The organism is Labrenzia sp. CP4 (assembly GCF_001579905.1).
Lineage (GTDB): Bacteria > Pseudomonadota > Alphaproteobacteria > Rhizobiales > Stappiaceae > Roseibium > Roseibium algicola.
Map to the genome: position 1 here is coordinate 737568 of NZ_CP011927.1, position 19365 is coordinate 756932.

The window sequence follows — 19365 nt, forward strand, 5'->3', positions numbered from 1 at the left end:
CGCAAGAAGGCTATCCTCCGAAAGGCTGACCCCAATCAGATGCCGAACCTGTCCCGCAGCCGGTAGACCAGCACTGATGGTGCCAGGAACCACGGATTGCCCTGGTACAGCGGCCGGGTCGGGAAGGGGATCTTCTCGAACGCGGAGAGTGATTTTTCTCGGCCGGCAGCTTTCTGGCCCATACGCATGCCGAGATAACTCGCCATACCCACCCCGGACCCGCAATAGCCGCCCGCGTGAAACAGGCCGTTGTCTTCGCCAGCATGGGCGAGTGTGTCGAAGGTGTAGCCGACAAACCCCATCCAGGCGTGGCTGATCCGAACGGAGCCAAGTTCCGGAAAGAGGGCCGTCATATCGCGGTGGAGCTTTAGCGCGCTGTTGCGCGGGTCCGTTTCGCTCAAGGAGACCCGGCCGCCAAACAGCACGCGCTTCCGGTCGGGGGACAGCCGGTAGTAATAGACCAGTTTTCTGGTGTCGGAGAGGACCCGGTCCGTCGGAAACAGCCGGTCGATCGTTTCACTCGGGATTTCTTCCGTCGCGATCACGTAGGAGCCGATCGGGATCAGCCGTCGCTGAAGCCAGGGCGACAGGGGCCCGGAGTAACCATTGGTCGCCAGAATGACCTTGCCCGCCTTGAGGGAGCCGTCGCTTGTCAGGACCTTGAAGCCTGACGTCTCGCGTTCAAGCGACACCACCCGGCACTTGCCGCGCACCATCGCGCCTTCCGCCAGCACCTTGTTCAAAAGTGAAGGATGGTACTTGCTGACATCGATACTGCAATGATGCGGATTGACGATACCGCCATGATAGGCGTCGGTCCCAAGCTCCCGTGCCATGTCGCCTTTCGGCACCATGAAGGCATCGGTCTTCCACACGGGGTGTCCGGCGGCACAATCTCTGGCAAGGCTCTCGTAAAGATGGGGCTTGTGGGCGCCGTGGAAGCGGCCGGTTTCCCGTAAGCCCATCTCCAGTCCATCTTCCCTTGAAAGTGCGTGCATGTAGTCAAGAGACGCCTGGCCTTCCAGGCAAAGCTGGGTGGCGAGCTCCCTGCCATAGCGGCCCGCCAGGTTGGAAAAGGACGGCTTGAGGCTGGTCGAAAGCTGGCCGCCATTGCGCATGCTACAGCCCCAACCCGGGTCTTCCACGTCGAGAACCAGTGTGCCGAGGCCTTCACGGGCGGTCTGCAGTGCGGCGTTCAGGCCGGTGTTCCCACCGCCAACCACCAACACATCGACCTCTGCCGGCAAACCGGTATCCGGCAATGCGAGTTTGGGCGCGATATCCTGCCAGTATGGTGTCGTCTTGTAGTTGTCCGCAAAAAGAGGCTGGTTCATTACGTGCCTTACGCCGCTCGTGTGTCTTCCAGGATAAGGTCCGCGCCTTTTTCGCCGACCATGATCGCAGGTGCGTTGGTGTTGCCGGACGTGACCGTCGGGAAAATCGAGGCATCGACAACCCGAAGCCCTTCGACCCCGTAAACCCGTAGGCGCGTGTCGACGACGTTTTCGCTCGCGTCCGGTCCCATGCGACAGGTGCTGACAGGGTGGAAGACCGTGGAACAGCGGCTGCGGACATCCGCCAGCATGTCCTCGTCGGTCTGAACACTCGGGCCGGGTGTGATCTCCTCGTCGATAACCGATTGCATGGCAGGGCTTTCGGCGATCTTGCGCATCAGCTTGCTGCCTTCGATCATCTCCGTGAGATCACGGTTGGTGCTGAGCGAGTTCGGGTGGATCTCCGGCATGTCGAACGGGTCGGTGGAGCGCAGGCAGATATGGCCGCGGCTGGTTGGCCGTGTCGGCTGAAAGCCGAGGAGGAAGCCGGGGAAAGGGTCCGGGTTCATCAGCGGACGTTTCCCCTTCGGCGCCTTGGTGTAGCTGACGGGCGAGAAATACAGCTGAATGTTCGGCCGTTCACAATCCGGATTGCTTCTGACGAAGCCACCGGCCTGATTGACACTGAGCGACAGCGGACCACTGCGGGTCAGAACATAGCGGATGCCCTGGGCGAGCTTGCCCCACCAGGGATAAAGCTGCTGGTTCAGCGTCGGCACTTTGGACCGGTAGAGATAGTCGAGGCCAAGATGGTCCTGCAGGTTCTTGCCGACAGCAGGGCTGTGCAAGGTGGAGGTGATGCCCTTGGCCTGCAGTTCCGCGCCATCACCAATGCCGGACAGCATGAGGATTTGCGGCGAGTTGACGGCGCCTGCACTGAGGATCACTTCCCGGCGGGCCTTCACGGTCTGCTCGGTGCCGCCTCGGCTGTAGACGACGCCGGTCGCCCGTCCGTTTTCAAGGATCAGCCGGGTCGTGTGTGCGTTGGTCAGGATGGAGACATTCTGACGTTTTTTCGCGCGTGAAAGATAGGCACGGGCCGTCGACATGCGGAATCCGTTTTTTCGCGGTTATCTGGTAGAGGCCGACACCTTCCTGGCTTCTGCCATTGAAATCCGGGTTACGGCTGAAGCCGGCTTCCTCGCTGGCTGCCAGGAAGTTTTGACACAGCGGGTGGACGTCCTTGTCCATGGAGGAGACATAAAGGGGGCCATCCCCGCCGCGATAGTCGTCGGCACCGTTGCAATTGGTTTCCGAGCGCTTGAAATAGGGCAGAACGTCCTGCCAGCCCCAGCCGGTGTTGCCGAGGGCCTTCCAGTCCTCGAAATCCGCATGCTGACCGCGGATATAGACCATGGCATTGATCGAACTGGACCCGCCCAGCACCTTGCCGCGCGGCCAGTAGCCGGAGCGGTCGTTGAGCCCCGGGTCCGCCTCGGTGTGGTACATCCAGTTGATGTTCCGGTTATAGAAAGCCTTGCCGTAGCCGATCGGCATCCAGATCCAGAAATTGAGATCCGAGCCGCCTGCCTCCAGAAGGCAGACGGTGTATTTGCCGTCCTCCGACAGCCGGTCGGCAAGCACCGAGCCTGCCGAGCCCGCGCCGACGATGACAAAGTCGAACTCCGCCATGAATGCTCCTATTGAGAGGTCTTGTCGCGCTGGATGGCAATCGATAGCAGCGCAAGCAGTCCGGACCCGACCATGAGCACGAAGGAGACGGCATTGAGGACCGGCGTCGAGCCGACCTTTGCCATCCGGTCATACATGGTGATCGTCAGCGGCGCTTCCGAGCCGACAAGAAATAGCGTGGTGTTGAAGTTCTCGAACGAGACCAGGAACGCAACGATGCCGGCCGCGATCATCGCCGGTCGCAGGAAGGGCAGTGTGACGGTGCGCAACACGCGGACCCGACTTGCCCCCAGGTTGAAGGCGGCTTCTTCCATCGTGGCGTCGAATTTCTTCAGCCGGGCCGTGATCACCAGCGAGGTGATGGTGGTGATGAAGGAAAACTGCCCGAACACGACAAGCAGAAGGCCTGGCCTCAGGAACTCAAGCTCCAGATCGAACCTGTTTTCCATGTAGTTCGCGGTGTCGCTGGCCAGGACCAGGATGGAGATGCCGAGGATGACACCCGGGATCACCAGCGGCACCACCATCAGAATGTAGAAGAAGTTCTTGCCCGGAAACTCGCCGCGCACGAACAGGAACGCATTGGTTGTGCCGACGAAGACGGAGAGCGCCGCCACGAAGATTGCGATGACGAAGGAATAATAAAGCCCCTGCAGCAAACGCCGGTCATGGAACATGCCGAGTTTTGGTTCGGTGTCGCTGAAGAACCAGTCCAGCGTGAAACCTTGCCAGGGCAGTGCCGGGAACAGGCTGTCGTTGAAGGCGAAGGCTCCGGCTGAAATCAGCGGCGCTGCCAGGAAGATGAAGAAGGCAACGACATAGAGTCGGTAGCCCATCAGGAACGGAGAGGAGTTCTTTTGCGCAAGCATCGTCTGTCCTCCTCAGCTCTTGGCCACGGTGTTGGCGAGGGTCTGACCGGAGAGTTTCAGTCCGAGCCAGATCACGACGGAGGTAAAAATCAGAAGCAGCATGCCGAAGGCCGCGCCTCCCTCCCAGTTGAAGCGGGTGATGAACTGGTTGTAGATCTGTTCGGTAAACCAGCTCGAATTCTTGCCGCCGAGCAGGATCGGCGTCAGGTAGGAACCTGCTGTCAGCATGAAGGTGACGATACAGCCGGCCACGATGCCCGGCATCGCGTAGGGAATGATGATCCGGCGCAGCACGGTGAAGCCGCTGCCGCCCAGATTGTACCCGGCCTCGATCATTGAATTGTCCATGCCGTCCAGCGTCGAAACCAGTGGGACGATCATGAACAGGATCACGGTGTAGACGAGGCCGATGATGACCGCGATGTCGTTGTAGAGAAATTCGACAGGCTGGCCGACCAGTCCGGTCCAGAGCAGGAAATTCGAAATCACACCGGTTTCGCGCAACAGCAGGATCCAGCCGAAGGAACGGATCAGGTCGCTGACCCAGAGCGGGATCAGGCAGAGCAGGAACAGTCCACCGCGCGCCCTGGGGCCGGCGATCTTGGCGATGTAATAGGCAATGGGAAAGCCGATCAGCAGCGCCAGTGCAGTGACCAGCAGGGACATGGACCCGGTTCGAAGAAGCGTGTTCCAGTAGATCGGTTCGTTTATGAAATCCAGATAGTTGGCGAAGCTGTACTCATAGACGCGCGGTGCCACTTTCTCGCGGAAGGAGAGGAGCACCATGCCGATGTGCGGCAGAATGATCAGAAGCAGGATCCAGAGCGCGAAAGGCGAAAACAACAGGATCAGCGACAGCCGTTTGATGTCCTTGTTCTGCATCATGCGCTCTCCGCGCGGGCAAAACACATGGCTTGCCGGGACGACCAGATCAGGCGCACGTCTTCTCCGGGTTTCAGGTCGTTGTTGCCGGTTACCGTCACATCGGACTCGATAAGCTCGCCGCTGCCGGTCCGTACGAGCACACGGCTGTTGGCACCGTTGAAGAGCAGGCTGTCGATGACACCGCTCATCTGGTTGTCGCCTTCTGTCACGGCCTGGTCCGCTTCGGATGCGCGCACCGTGCGGATGAATTCCGGCCGCACGAAAATCTCCACCTTGTCGCCATCACGAATGGTCTGATCCGCGCCGGCACTGAAACTCATCGAAAGCCCCTGGTCCGTTTCCACCTTGCCACCCGTGCCATCCGCGGATTTCACCGTGCCGGACCAGCGGTTGCTGTCGCCGACAAAGCCGGCGACGAAGGCGGTCTTGGGGTGATGATAGAGATCCTGCGGCGTGCCGATCTGTTCGAAAATGCCCTGGTTCATGATGGCGACGTTATCGGACATCACCAGTGCTTCCGACTGATCGTGGGTGATGTAGATAAAGGTCGTGTTGAACTGGTGCTGCAACAGTTTCAACTCGATCTTCATCGCTTCGCGCAGCTTCAGATCGAGCGCGCCGAGCGGTTCATCGAGCAGCAGCACATCCGGATCGAGCACCATGCAGCGAGCAATGGCGATGCGCTGTTTCTGACCGCCGGACAACTGGTGGATTTCCCGCTCGCCAACGTCGGGCAGGGCGATCCGCTCCAGTACGTCCTGGACCTTGCGCTTTATTTCCGCATTGCCCACGCCTGCGCACCTGAGGCCATAGGCAATGTTCTCGTAGACGTTCATCATCGGGAACAGCGCCAGATGCTGGAACACCATCTTGACGTTGCGCCGGTTGGGCGGCACGCCGAGCACCGACTTGCCCTTGATCTTGATATCGCCGGAGGTCGGGTCCTCGAAACCCGCGATCATGCGCATCAGGGTTGTCTTGCCACAGCCCGACGGACCGAGAATGGAGAAGAACGAACCGCTCGGGATCTCGAAGGAGACGCCTTTGACGGCGCGAAATCCTCCAAAACTCTTGGCAAGGTCGAGGCATTCAAGATCGTAGGCGGGTGAGGTGTGTTTCATCAATGCGGGCCAACTGGAAGGGGTCGGGGTTTGGAGCGCCGGGTGTTCCCGGTTGCTTCTCTCCGGTGTTTTGATTTTTTCAAAAAAAGGAAAGGGCTGCCGGAATGGTTCCGGCAGCCCTGAACCTGATCAGCCGCCTGTGGCTGCCTTGATCTTCTCGAGGGTCTTGCCTTCCATGTCTTCCACGCCGGGAGGAATGTTGGCAAAGAACTTGAGATTGTCGATGTCGGCTGCGGTGAAGGCCGCATTGACGGCTGCCTTCTTGTCTTCCGGCAGCAGGTCGGTACCACCCTTGACCGCGGCAATCGCGCCGGTGCTGCCGGACATGATGGTCACGTTTTCCGGCCGCAGCACGAAGTTGATCCACTTGTAGGCGGCATCATCCGCCTTGCCCTTGCGCGGCAGGGCGAAGGTGTCGATCCAGGCTAGCGCGCCTTCCTTCGGCGGAACGAAGACGATGTTCTGGTTCTGGTCGTAGAGCTTGTAGGCGGTGGAATCCCAGGTTTCGGATGCCACGATTTCGCCTGACAGCATCATGGCGGACAGGTCGTCGCCGCCTTTCCAGTAGGCCTTGATGTTGTCCTTGCACTCGATCAGCTTGTCGGCGACCTTGTCCAGGATGCCTTGGTATTTCTCAAGGTCCGCGTAGGCCGCGAACGGGTCTTCACCCATCGAGAAGGCCGTGCCGAGCAGGATCGTGCGCTTCAGGCGCATCGAGGTCTTGCCCTTGTAGGCCGGGTCGCACAGGTCGGCCCAGCTTGAAAGGTCCGGAGCCTTTGTCTTGTCGGCCATTAGGCCGGATGTGCCCCACTGGTGGGGAACCGCGTAGACTTCACCCTCGATCGTTGTGTTTGCCTTCACGCCGTCAAGCAGCTTGGCTTCCATCGCACCGGTGTCGATCTTTGAAAGATCCAGCGGCTTGTAGATGTCATATTCCAGCTGGGCCGCGTAGATGCGGTCGTGGCTTGGCTGGGCAAGGTCGAAGCCGGCACCACCAGTGGCGCGCAGCTTGGCAATCATTTCCTCGTTGTTTGAGAAGGTGACTTCAACATCAATGTCCGGATATTCTTCTTCAAATTTTTGGACCAGTTCGTCGGGAGCGTAAGACCCCCAGGTCAACAGGCGCAGGGTCTCTGCCTGGGCAGAGCCGGCACCGGCAAGCATGGTTGCGGCCAACAGGCCGGTTAGTGTTGTTTTCAAATGCATGACGTCCTCCTGAATGCACTCAGCGTACTAACCGGAAAAAAGCCTAGGTTGGAATTGGCCTGCCAAATATATCCATTGCAGATAATTTAGCAGTCCAATTGACCGAGGGTGCACCTTAGCTGGTGCAGCAAACAGGCAGGATTTTCTTGAGAACCTTCATGCCTTTGCGGATGTCATCCTGCGCGGAGCTGCCGAAGCCGAGGACAATGCCGCGCTGCGGTATCCGGCCGAGAGCGTAGCGAGACAGGGGGGCGGTGGTGATGCCGTGTTTGGCCGCTTCAGCGACGATCCTGTCTTCGTCGTATCGGTTCGACAAAAGGCCGACAGCGTGAAAGCCGCTGCTGGTTGGCTGCAGGTCGATGTCTCCTGCAAGACTGGCACTTTCTGCCATCAAGGTATCGTGACGGTGCTTGTAGAGTTGGCGCATGGTGCGGATGTGGGTTGCGAACATGCCTTCATCCATGAATTCTGCAACGATCGCCTGGGTGACGGTCGGAACACCGGCAAGCCAGGTCAGGCAGACCCGTTCGAAGCTTTCCACCAAGCCTTCCGGCACCAGAACGAAGCCGAGCCTGAGTGCTGGAAACAGGGATTTGGAGAAGGTGCCGACATAGATTACCCGGCCGTGGGTATCGATGCTCTTGAGCGTTGGTGGTGGCTGGTCGCCGAAATAGAACTCGCCGTCGTAGTCGTCCTCCACGATCATGGCGTCGGCTTCATTGGCGGCTGTCAGAAGCGCCAGGCGGCGGGAAAGGCTCATGACGTGGCCAAGCGGCTGCTGGTGGGATGGCGTTACGAAGGCGAGCCGAAAGTAGGGCGCCTTGGCAAGGCCGTCCTCGATGCAAAGGCCTTCCTCGTCAACAGCGACAGGAATTGGCCTTGCGCCAATGGCAACAAAAGCGTTGCGCGCACCAATTGCGCCAGGATTTTCAAACCAGATCGGCTCGCCCGGATTGACCAGCATGCCGCCGACCAGGGAAAATGCGCGCTGGGCGCCGTTGGTGATGAATATCTGTTCGGGGTCGCACTTGATTCCGCGGGAGGCATTGAGCTGACGGGCAATCGCCCGGCGCAGCGGCATGTAGCCGAAGGGCTCGCCATAGCCGGCAATGTGGTCGCGGTCCTTGCGCCAGTGCCGTGCGGAGAGTTTTGCCCATTGCGCCATCGGAAAGGCGTCGAGCGCCGGCAGTGCTGTGACGAAGGCCTGCGATTTGTGCGGCAGGCGCGAGCGCAAGGTGAAGTCCGGGATGGCGTGCCGGGTCGCGTGGGAAAGGCGCGGCACGACGGGGGTGATGTCGCTGGCCTCCTGTGACGGCTTCGGTGCAAGGCGGGCGTTCAGCGCTTCACTCACGAACGTGCCAGCGCCTACCCTTGCCTCCAGAAGACCCTCGGAAATCAGGCGGTCGGTCGCATCGATTACCGTCGTGCGGGAGACGCCGATCTCCTGCGCCAGGGTGCGTGTGGCCGGCATCCGGTCACCCGGGGTCAATGCCCCCGTCAGCAGCAGGTCGCGCAGGGCCATGTAGAGCTGGATCGAAATTTTCTTTTCGGCCGTCTTGTCGATCTTGATCGACGAGAGCACAGCGCCGGCATGCCGTTTCATCGCATTCTCCCAAATTGGTATGAGAGTTTGCGCAAAACGGACCTTCTATCAAGTCCAATTCTGGATAAGGGTCGGTTCACGAGCCAACCCCAATCCATCGGGACCGTCCGTCCGAGGACCGGATAAGACAATGAAAATACAATCAATAGAAACATTTACCAATGAGTTTGTCTGCTTCGTTCGTGCAACCGCCGAAAACGGTGCTACCGGATGGGGGCAGGTAGCGCCTTACTACGCGGATATCACCGCAGAGGTCGTCCACCGTCAGGTTGCACCTTATGCGCTGGGCGAAGACGCTTTCGACATTGAACACCTGATGGAGATCATCCCGGAACGGGAGCACAAGTTTCCCGGATCCTATCTGCGCCGGGCGATGGGGGGGCTGGACACTGCCCTGTTCGACCTTCGCGGCAAGCTGGAAGGCAAGCCGGTGTGCGAACTGCTCGGCGGAACGCCGGGCAAGGTGCGGGCCTACGGGTCGTCGATGAAGCGTGACATCACGGCGAAAGACGAGGCGGGTCGCCTCAAGAAGCAGCAGGACCTTTACGGCTTCGATGCCTTCAAGTTCCGGATCGGTGCCGAATGCGGCCGCGACCAGGACGAATGGCCGGGCCGGACGGAAGAAATCGTGCCGACCATGCGCAAGGCCTTTGGTGACGACACCGCACTGCTGGTCGATGCCAACTCCTGCTATTCGCCAGCCAAGGCCATCGAGATCGGCCGGTTCCTGGAAGCCAACGGCATTTCCCATTACGAGGAGCCTTGCCCCTACTGGCACTATGACCAGACCAGGCAAGTGACAGATGCTCTCGACATCGATGTGACAGGGGGGGAGCAGGATTGCTCTCTGGTGGACTGGCAGCGGATGATCGATGAACGAGTTGTCGATATCATTCAGCCGGACGTCTGTTATCTCGGTGGTATGGTCCGCACCATGAAGGTGGCACAAATGGCGCATGAGGCAGGCATTCCCTGCACACCGCATGCAGCCAACCTGTCGCTGGTGACGCTGTTCACCATGCATCTGCTGCGGGCGATCCCGAATGCGGGCAAATATCTCGAATTCTCCATCGAGGAAGCCGACTATTATCCCTGGCAATACGGCCTCTTCACCGCGTCGCCGTACGAGATTGTCGACGGGCATGCCACGGTGACAGATGCGCCGGGGTGGGGTGTCGAGATCAGTCCGGAGTGGCTGGCGAAATCCACATACAAGATCAGTTCCCTGGAAGGCTAACGATGTCCGGAGCAAGCGAACTCATCGCGGAATATCAGGCCACGGGCACGCTGAAGGCGTTGCCCCTCGGCCATTTCATCGACGGCAGCTTCACGCAGCCATCCCATAACCGCACCATGGAAAGTTTTGATCCGGGCCGGGGTGAGGCCTTCGCCCGCTTCACGGCGGGCACAGCCGAGGATGTCGATCAGGCGGTAAAGTCGTCAAAGGTTGCTTTTGAGACGGTCTGGCGAGACATGGCGCCGGTGGAGCGGTCCCGGATCCTTCTGCAAGCGTCCAGGCTTATCCTGGAAAATCTCGATCTTCTGGCCGTTGCCGAAACGCTGGACAGCGGCAAGGCACTGCAGGAAGCTCAAGGCGATGTGCGCGGTGCGGCTCGTACGTTCGAGTATTACGCGGGCGCTTGCGACAAACTGCAGGGAGACAGCTTTCCCCTTGGGCCGAATTATGTCGGTTACGCCATTCACGAGCCGGTCGGGGTCACGGCCCACATCATTCCGTGGAACTTTCCGATCTCCACCGCTGCGCGCGGATTTGCGCCGGCGCTTGCAGCCGGCTGCACGGTTGTGGCCAAGCCTGCCGAACAAACGCCGTTCACCGCACTGCTGCTTGCGAAGATCCTGCATGATGCCGGATTGCCGGCAGGCGTGTGCAATGTCGTGACCGGAACCGGCGCCGAAACCGGTGCTCCACTGACATCCCATCCGGATGTCGACCACATCACGTTCACCGGTTCGGTCCAGACGGGCAAAGCGGTGATGAAGGCGGCAGCTGACGAGATCACCCGCGTGGTGCTGGAGCTTGGTGGCAAATCGCCCGTGGTGGTGCTTGGCGATTGTGACCGGGAACAGGCGCTATCCGGTGTTCTCGGTGCGATCTACGAGAATGCCGGCCAGATCTGTTCCGCTGGATCTCGTCTTGTGATCGAGAAGAACATTCACGCGAACTTCGTTGCGGAACTGGTGAAACGCACAAAATCGCTGACACTCGGGCACGGTCTTGGCAACCCGGATGTCGGGCCGGTCAATTCTGCGGGACATCTTGCGAAGGTTGCTGGTTTTGTCGACCGCGCAAGGGCGCGGGGAGCTGATATCGTGACGGGTGGCGCCATAGCCGCCGACCCGAAAACCGGCAAGGGCTGGTTCTATGAGCCGACAATCGTCGACAGCGTTTCTGCGAGTGACGAGTTGGCGCAGGAGGAAATCTTCGGGCCGGTGCTGACGGTGCAGGTGGCTGATGATGCCGATCACGCCCTGGCACTTGCCAACGATTGCCAGTACGGCCTGGTCGCAGGCATCTACACGTCGAATTTCGCAAAAGCCCATCAGCTCGCGCGCAAGATCGATGCCGGCCAGATCTACATCAACGAGTATTTCGCCGGTGGGATCGAGGTGCCGTTCGGTGGCAACAAGAAATCCGGTTTCGGCCGCGAAAAAGGTCTCGAAGGTCTCAAGAGCTACTGCAAGACCAAAAGCATTGCCGCCAGGATCGGCTAGAACTTGTCGCGTTTCGTCGGAATCGCTTTTCACCGCCTGAAATCGAGGATTTCGGTGCAAAAAGCGATGCAAGATCTTTCCAGTTAGACGCGGCACGCTCCAGGGCAGAGTTCAGTCAGCCGGATCAGAGCGATCCGAACCTGCTCAAACATCCTGTTACCTCCCCTGAAAGGCCGGTTCGGTTTACCGATCCGGCCTCTTTTTTGTTGAGGTTGCGTGCAGCGCGGGAGGATCTCACACCGGAAACTTGCGCTGCTTGAAGAACTCCCAGAGCGACTTGTTCAGCGTCTGTGTCTTCTGGATCGTTTCCCTGACGAGCGTGATTTCCCGGGCATTGATCGGGCTGGACTTGCCGTATTCGATCTTGTGTTTCTGGTCGCTGATGCGCATCAGGATGGTTGAGGCATTGCGCCCCTCGTTGTCGAACGAATAGATGCAGTGATTATATTTGTTTTTCAATTTCAATGTCTTGTGCATGTCCCGAGTTAGGCTCAGCACCTCTTCCCTCAAGTCCGGTTTTTGCGCGTCGAGCTTGGCCAGCCGTTCGACCAGATCAATTCGGGCACGCGACGTGTTGAGGGTCAGGAAGATCACCGTCGCGACTTCCTTGGTGACGCCGGCGAGGCCCGCGATCATGTGGATCAGCAGGCTCTCCGTGTTGGTCCACGTATAATTCAGCCGACCCATGAGGGCGAGAAACGTCTGGAATTCGTCCGCCATTGTGGGCGCATCTGCCGCGCTCATCTTCAGGCCTCTAGGTTGGGTGGTCGTTGTTCCGTCTGAATGTAGATCGCGGCTGCTTCCGTTCTGTTTGAAACGCCGAGCTTTGAAATGATGTGATGAATATGGAGCTTGATGGTGTGCTCCGACAGGGACAATTTTTCGGCGATGTTCTTGTTCTGATATCCCTCGGAGATGAGGCATAGAACTTCGGTTTCCCGTTTCGTCAGCTTGCCGAAGCGGTTCCTGGTACGGCTGCGGTGCCTGCGCTGATGCATGGCCGGGGCTGCGCCGTAAGGCCTTTCCATTCCCATGTACTTGATGGCATCAGCCGGCAGATAATGGCCGCCGTTGAGCATGAGACGGATAGCGCCTAGCCAGAGATCGATCCGAAGGTTCATCGGCAGCACGCTCTTGATCAGGCCTTCCTGGAAATAATCGCTGATGATCGAGGGGAACGACAGATCATCATTGATCAGCATGCAGAGGTTTGCTTCGGGGAAGTTTTTCCGCAGGCAGGCAATAGCTTCCTTGCGCTCCGCGCTGAAGCCTTCGTCAATCAGGAAAAGGCGTTTTGAAAATTCCCCACGGCGCTCCGAGCGATAAAGATCGATTTTCTGAGTGATACGGATAAAACGTCCATCCTCTATTTCCCGGTCGATTACTCCTTCCAGTTCCTTCGGAAACTTTTCGGACGCTCCAATATAATAGATTGAACCTTTATTCTCGTAATTTACGCTAGTCATTACTGTCACCCCTACAAACTAAGATAAAATTTAATTTGGACTCTCTTTCACTTGCAATTGCCAGAAACAGGGCCTGGGAGAAGCGTTTTTGTAAATATTCATCCGGCTTATTCTGCCGTCGGCATTAGCCATGCGGTTTTTAAAAAAATAAAATTTCTTATCTTGTTTGTTCAGACCAAGGATAGGTGCGGGAAATGGGTGGCTGTCGGAAAATGAACATGCCGTCCAAATCGCAGTATTAACAGGGATTTGTGCAGTGACCCCCTAGTCTGAATTTCTCCTCACCCATAACTTGTATATAACAAACTTACCTTAGGTTATATTAATAATTCGATTTAGTCGCGGATCAGATTTTGCTTCAAGATATTGCAATTAAATACTTTTTTTGACCTCGCGTGATTTACCTATGTCGCTAGATATCCGCGAAACTTGAATGGTAAATGTTTAGTTAAGATTTCCGGCTTATTGCAAACCCCCTGTTCTGTCATTGTTTTTACCGGCTGGGAGATTCTCGTATTTGTGTAAATCCTCGGTTTGTGGATCCTAATCCTCAAATTTGACTTCCAGCCGAAGAGTAAATGGAGCAGCTAAATCTACTTTGATTAGCTGAAGTGGTTGTTTTTGCCATTTTCCATTTGATCTGGGGCGGTAACGCTCCTCTTAACCACGACAGCCCTATGCAAATCGATAGAAGACGATCTGCCGAGCTGTCCGATCTGAGGACAGAACCATGAGCGAATACGTTTGGCATAAAAACGAGCTGAACATCGATAAGTCGTTCAATCCGACTTATTCTAGCGAGTACAACACCAACTATAATCACGAAATAAACATCGACAATTCGAAGAGCTACGAGTGGGAATACTCGGACGACGACAACACCCAGGATGTGAACAACCAGGTGTTCAAGTATGTCGACAGTGACTTCGATCCCGTGATCAATGTGGATTTCGAGAACGGTCCTTCGGACGTCGACAACATTGACCTGGACATCGGCGACCATGCGAGTGTCGAGGACATTCTGATTGCGAAAGGCAACATCGACTTCGACCCGGGCGACGATATCAAGGTCGAAGACGTCCTCAATGATGCGCTGAACGGCCTTGGGAACGATACCGGCATTGCAATCAACAACAGCAACCAGCTGGAAGACAACGACTGGGCAAAAGACACCTTTGTCGCCAATGAAGGGTCCTTCACGCAGAAGCTGACTGCCAACGGCGGTTCGGCGGAAGCTGATGACGGTCTGGCTTTCGGTGGGTCGTCCATGACCGTGGATGCCCTCGATGATGCGACGGTGATTGGTGAAGTGATGGCCGCTGCCAATGCCGCCAACGCAACCGAAGCGTTCGTCAACGAGCTGGTGCAGGGTGCGAACATTCTCAATAACTCGGTCGACACGACGATTGTCGGCGGCGATCTCTACACCGACAGCGTTGGTGAAGACGAGCTCTAAGATGTTCGATCGGCGCTGCGGTTTTCTGTTTCGAACCTGTTTCCGAAACGCCAGCTGCGCCCGTTTCCAAGTCAGAATGCGGTGTGAACGCCGGTCTTGCGAGACCCGGCTCGCCGCGATGAACAAGGACTATTATCATGTCTGGTAAGCGTGGAACTCAATTCAACTACTCTGATTTCGATGCAGTCGATGACTCGAAGATCATCAACAAGGCCGAAGTCGTGATGAACTTCGAAGAAGGTTTTGTTTATGACGACGACGATGTCGTGGACATCGACCTGGAAGAATGCGCTGAAGTCGACGAGATGCTCGTGAGCGTCAACGGCGGCATCGACTACAGCCCGGGCGACGACATCACCGTTGAAGACATTTTGAACGAAGCCCTCAATGGTGGCGGCAATGATGCCGGTGTCGTGCTCAACAACAGCAACCAGCTGGAAGACAACGACTGGGCCAACGGTACGACGGCAACCAACAACGCCGGCTTCAACCAGACCCTGAGTGCCAAGGGTGGCGATGCCGAAACCGATGACGGTATTTCGGCAGGCGGCTCCAGCGGGTCGGCATACGTCGATGCTGACATGCAGGCATTCGGTGGCCATGTCGGCACCTGGTTCGGTCATGCCGGTTTCCATGGCATGTCGGTCGACCTGGAAGGCAATCTGGAAATCGATGACCTCGGTTCCGGCAGCGTCAGCGTCATCGCTGATGACGATGCGCTCGTCCAGGGCATGAATGCGGCTGAAGCATCCGCTTCCAACGATGCATCGGCATTCACCAACACGCTGGTGCAGGGCGAAAACATCCTGAACAACTCTGTCGACATGACCATTGTCGGCGGCAACATGGACAGCCTGATGACCGGTGAAGATCTCGGCTCCCTGAGCTGATCCGGTTTGTTCCTGAATTGATTTTCAATTCCGGAAAACAGCAGCAGGCGCGGAGCTCACTTGCTCCGCGCCTGCTGAACGCGGCCTCTCGTATTTAGATTCGCGCGAGTTTGACCGCGAAAACGACCCTTCATTCAGATTAGGGGGCTGACATGTTTTTTTATGATGACCTTACGCGTGAAGCGATTTCGCATTTTGTAGGAAGCTTTTCCATGTCACTCGAGGAGGCCCGCGCCCGCCTTGAGTATCTTGAATTCCGCGCGGCACAGCTTGCTGCCGAACAGGCAGAGCAAGGTGAGGCGATGGAGGCGCTGCTGACAGTCTGGCCCGACTATCAGCTGCTCGACCTCAATCCGAATATCCATTACGAATTCGATGGTTACAGCTACTATGACGACGTTCCCGCCGCCCTGAACTTTTATGAGTGGGATGGCATTGGCATGCGGGCACATCTGATGCCGCCGCCGGTTGAGGGGACTTTCAATCCCTACACCATCGCGCTGACAGGCGGTGTCCGCTTCATAACGTTCCAGCACGAAGTGCTGCCCAACAGCTTTGCCGTTGTGTCCCGGTCCGAAAACGTGCTGGAGGACAACGACTATCTGTCCAACACGGGTCTCCACTATCATTTCGATTACGAAGCACCATCACTCATCTCCTTCCTCGATGCGCTGGAGGCCGCCGGGATCACCGGCAGGTTCAGCTTTACGGAAGCAGACAATCCGGCAGGCAATCTGAGCGCGACCGTCGCAGCCTGGACGGAAACAGCCCAAACCATGCAAGCCGGCGCTCCCGGTGTCGGGCAACAGGTTCTGGCAACCGGAGATGACACCGGGCAGCTCTATCAGAACGGCATCGTTGTCGAGGAAGCCGCCCGTCTTGACGAAGTCATCAAGCATTTGAAGGGCCGTGCTCCGGACGATGACGCCGAAGCGAACTCCGATGACGTGGTGCTCGAGGGACCGCAAAGCGCCTCGGGCGAGTTGACTTCGCTGGTGGACACCGCCGGAACCTCCGCTTCGCTGCAAATCAGTGCCGGCAACAACACACTGATCAATCAGGCCATTCTGGTGGACGTCTGGGGCAAGGCCGCGACCATAGCTGTGGCCGGCGATTATTACGATCTCGACATTATCAGCCAGACAAATGTTCTGGCAGCGCCGCATCTGGCGGGTCTTGGCGAGTGGGCGACGGATCCGAGTACCGGCAGCTACAACATCGCATCGATCATGAACACCGGTTCGGATCTGCCCATGGATGTTGCTCCGGTCGGCAATCATTCACTCTGGGATATCACTTTCCACGAAGGTGACATGACCTTCGTGAATTGGCTGACCCAGAAGAACTACCTGGTCGACAACGACACCATCGTCTACCAGGAAGACGGCTCGGGCACGACGATCATGTCCGGTGGCAATATTCTGACAAATGCTCTCAACCTTACGGAGCTGAGCACCTTTTTCGATCTGATCCTGATCGGAGGCGATTATTACTCGGCCAATGTGATCAGCCAGACCAACGTCATGGTCAATTTCGATCAGGTCATTGCCGAAGGCACACAAGACGCTTCCATGCCGATGCCTGACGGGCAGATCGACAATTTGCTCTGGAACGAGGCCTATATCGTTTCCAACTACAACAGTTCCGTCGTCGACCTGGATCCGGCAAGCGCGAACCGGCTCGCAACGGCAGGTGAAGAGGATCTCGGCGATGACTTCCTGTCCGGGCTCTTCAGCGGCGAAACCTCGCCTTTCAACCAGCTGAACGTTCTTTATATCTCCGGTGATGTCTACGACATCAATTACCTCGAACAGGTCAATATCCTGGGCGACAGCGACAGCATCGCCACGCTTGGGGTCGATGTCTCAAGCGAAGGCACCAGCATCAACGGCGATTCAAACCTTCTCTACAATGCCGCGGTGATCCAGGAAGCCAGCGTGGACAATGTTGTTCGCGTCGGTGGCGACACCTATTCGGAAGCTTTGCTTTACCAGGCGGAGATCCTGACCGCAGATGTTGAGCAACCTGCGCACGGCGGGGCGGGTCTTGCGTCGGAGGCCGTTGTCTTCCTGGCTGACGGCATGCTGACCAATGGTGACAACGATCTCGAAACCGTCAACCTGAACCAGGTGCCGGACGAGGTCTGTGTCGATCCGATGGCGACAATGGTCGCTTAGGGGAGGCAGGTCATGACCATTTCATACGATGTTGCCGATGGGCAGCGGACGAACCGGGCGGGTGAGCCGCAGGTGCTGGGCCCCGATGCGAAAAAGGGTGATGCACGGCTTGTCGGCGCAAAGACAGCCGCTGCAGGCGGACCAGCTCTGAACGCGGGAGACGCAAGGGCGAAACCGGCGGACGGCGGCAAGTCCGCCCGGACAGGTGCTGGCACAGGCACAGGCACAGGCACAGGCAAAGCCAAGGCTGAAAAGCCCGAGTTCCACCAACGGACGACACCGCCCGATCTTTCCAAGGCACTCGAAAACGGGGTCGCCGCCGTTCGGCGCAATCTACTCATCGTGCTGATGTTTTCCTGCGTCATCAATGTGCTTGTGCTGTCAATTCCGGTCTATCTGTTCCAGATCTCGGATCGGGTCCTGACCAGCCGCTCGCTGGACACGCTGGTCATGCTGACAGGCGTGATCGTCGGGGCGGTTCTGCTGCAGGCAGCCTTCGATGCCATCCGCCGCTTCATCCTCATGCGCACGGCGGTCGAACTCGCATCGCAACTGGGTTCACCCATCCTCGCAGCCGCCGCACGAGCTTCGCTCAACAGTAACGGCAAGGAGTATCAGATCCTGAACGACCTGCAGCAATTGCGGGGTTTTCTGGTGTCCGGCACCATGATGGCATTTCTGGATGGTCCCTTCGCGCCGCTTTTCCTGGTGGCGATCTACCTCATCCATCCGCACCTGGGGATGATTGTCGGTGGCACCTGTTTGATCCTGCTTGTGATCGCGGTGATCAACCAGAAGATCACGTCCCGGCATTTCAGTGATGCGAACCAGAACCAGAGCAAGGCGAACCTGCATCTGGACGCGATGTCCAGGAATTCGCAGATCATCAACGCCCTGGCCATGATCCCGGAAGCAGTGCACCTGTGGGGGCGCGATACGGCTGCGTCGCTGCGCGCGCAGGTCAGTGCGCAGGACAGAAACATTGTTTCGGCCTCCATCACCAAGGCTGTCCGGCTTCTGACGCAGGTGGCGATGCTCGGGTGGGGATCCTTCCTTGCCATCCAGGGTGAACTGACCGGGGGCATGGTGATTGCCGCCTCCATTATCGGCGGCCGGGCTCTGTCGCCCATCGAGGGCGCGATCGAGGGCTGGAACCAGTATCTGCTGTCGCGCAATTCCTATGGCCGGATCTCGACACTGCTGAAATCCTCGCCGCTCAATTCCGAACGTCTCGTTCTGCCCAAGCCGCAAGGCCGGCTTGATGTCGAACGCCTGCTTTACGTGCCCCAGGGGACCAAGCGGGTCGTGCTCAACAGCATCACCTTCTCGCTGAAAGCCGGGGACTCTCTTGCGATCATCGGCAACTCGGGAGCCGGCAAAACCACACTCGGCAAGATGCTGGTGGGGTCCATCCTGCCGACATCGGGCGCGGTGCGTCTGGACCTGATGGATCTGCGCAACTGGAACCAGCGGCAGCTGGGTGAGAACATCGGTTACCTGCCGCAGGACGTTCAGCTCTTCCCGGGCACGATCAAGCAGAACATCGGCCGTATGCGCGAAGATGCTTCGGACGAACAGATCTATGAAGCTGCCTGTCTGGCCGACGTGCACGCCATGATTTCTGAATTGGCCCACGGCTATGAAACGGTCGTTGCGGCCGACGGTGCACCGCTGTCAGGCGGTCAGAAGCAGCGTATCGCGCTTGCCAGGGCATTCTTCGGTAATCCACGTTTCGTCGTTCTGGACGAACCCAACTCAAATCTGGACACCAATGGCGACGAAGCACTTGCACGGGCAATGGCACATGCCAAGGCCGAAGGCATCACCGTCGTCGCGATCACGCAAAAGCCGTCCCTGCTGAAATGTGTCGACCGGATCCTCGTTCTGGCCGACGGCTCCATCAGCATGTTCGGTTTCCGCAACGAGGTGCTGGAACTCCTTGCCGACCGGAAGAAACAAAGAGCGGTTCAGCAACAAGGATAAGCGTTGGCAG

14 protein-coding genes and 1 pseudogene are annotated in these 19365 nt (G+C 57.9%); 6 read left to right on the forward strand and 9 right to left on the reverse strand.

Annotated elements, in window-relative coordinates; translation table 11 throughout:
- Positions 1-35 precede the first annotated feature (35 nt).
- From ACP90_RS03565 to ACP90_RS03595, 7 genes and pseudogenes are all read right to left on the reverse strand, one after another.
- A complete protein-coding gene (locus ACP90_RS03565; RefSeq protein ID WP_062486808.1) occupies positions 36-1334 on the reverse strand; it encodes an FAD-binding oxidoreductase in 1299 nt (432 codons plus the stop codon).
- Between the two features lie 8 nt (positions 1335-1342).
- Positions 1343-2966, reverse strand: a pseudogene (locus ACP90_RS03570) (choline dehydrogenase).
- 8 nt (positions 2967-2974) lie between these two features.
- Entirely contained in the window at positions 2975-3835 is an 861-nt protein-coding gene (locus ACP90_RS03575; protein WP_055661526.1) for an ABC transporter permease, read from the reverse strand.
- A 12-nt stretch (positions 3836-3847) separates the two neighbouring features.
- Positions 3848-4720, reverse strand: coding sequence for an ABC transporter permease (locus tag ACP90_RS03580; RefSeq protein WP_023000093.1), 873 nt, complete (start codon positions 4718-4720; stop codon positions 3848-3850).
- A complete protein-coding gene (locus tag ACP90_RS03585) occupies positions 4717-5841 on the reverse strand; it encodes an ABC transporter ATP-binding protein (protein WP_055661527.1) in 1125 nt (374 codons plus the stop codon). The genes ACP90_RS03580 and ACP90_RS03585 overlap by 4 nt, the downstream gene beginning before the upstream one ends.
- Positions 5842-5970: 129 nt before the next feature.
- The gene (locus tag ACP90_RS03590) at positions 5971-7047 is read right to left on the reverse strand and encodes an extracellular solute-binding protein (protein WP_023000096.1); all 1077 of its coding nucleotides are present in this window, start codon (positions 7045-7047) and stop codon (positions 5971-5973) included.
- 115 nt (positions 7048-7162) lie between these two features.
- Entirely contained in the window at positions 7163-8650 is a 1488-nt protein-coding gene (locus ACP90_RS03595; RefSeq protein WP_055661528.1) for a PLP-dependent aminotransferase family protein, read from the reverse strand.
- 130 nt (positions 8651-8780) lie between these two features.
- Here ACP90_RS03595 and ACP90_RS03600 point away from each other — a divergent pair, with 130 nt between their 5' ends.
- Both ACP90_RS03600 and ACP90_RS03605 read left to right on the forward strand, forming a co-directional pair.
- A complete protein-coding gene (locus ACP90_RS03600) occupies positions 8781-9887 on the forward strand; it encodes a mandelate racemase/muconate lactonizing enzyme family protein (RefSeq protein WP_062486810.1) in 1107 nt (368 codons plus the stop codon).
- 2 nt (positions 9888-9889) lie between these two features.
- Positions 9890-11383, forward strand: a complete 1494-nt coding sequence (locus ACP90_RS03605) for an aldehyde dehydrogenase family protein (RefSeq protein ID WP_062486812.1) — start codon at positions 9890-9892, stop codon at positions 11381-11383.
- Between the two features lie 234 nt (positions 11384-11617).
- Here the strand turns inward: ACP90_RS03605 and ACP90_RS03610 are convergent, their stop codons facing one another.
- The gene (locus ACP90_RS03610; protein WP_228866363.1) at positions 11618-12127 is read right to left on the reverse strand and encodes a hypothetical protein; all 510 of its coding nucleotides are present in this window, start codon (positions 12125-12127) and stop codon (positions 11618-11620) included.
- Positions 12128-12129: 2 nt separating this feature from the next.
- On the reverse strand, positions 12130-12849 hold the full coding sequence (locus ACP90_RS28585) for a response regulator transcription factor (RefSeq protein WP_023000101.1): 720 nt from the start codon (positions 12847-12849) through the stop codon (positions 12130-12132).
- A gap of 730 nt (positions 12850-13579) precedes the next feature.
- Here ACP90_RS28585 and ACP90_RS03620 point away from each other — a divergent pair.
- From ACP90_RS03620 to ACP90_RS03635, 4 genes are all read left to right on the forward strand, one after another.
- Entirely contained in the window at positions 13580-14305 is a 726-nt protein-coding gene (locus ACP90_RS03620) for a hypothetical protein (RefSeq protein WP_023000102.1), read from the forward strand.
- Between the two features lie 137 nt (positions 14306-14442).
- Positions 14443-15195, forward strand: a complete 753-nt coding sequence (locus ACP90_RS03625; RefSeq protein WP_023000103.1) for a hypothetical protein — start codon at positions 14443-14445, stop codon at positions 15193-15195.
- 212 nt (positions 15196-15407) lie between these two features.
- The gene (locus ACP90_RS03630) at positions 15408-17372 is read left to right on the forward strand and encodes a hypothetical protein (RefSeq protein WP_145915712.1); all 1965 of its coding nucleotides are present in this window, start codon (positions 15408-15410) and stop codon (positions 17370-17372) included.
- A gap of 12 nt (positions 17373-17384) precedes the next feature.
- Complete coding sequence (locus ACP90_RS03635; RefSeq protein WP_062486815.1) at positions 17385-19355, forward strand: type I secretion system permease/ATPase; 1971 nt, start codon at positions 17385-17387, stop codon at positions 19353-19355.
- Positions 19356-19365 lie beyond the last annotated feature (10 nt).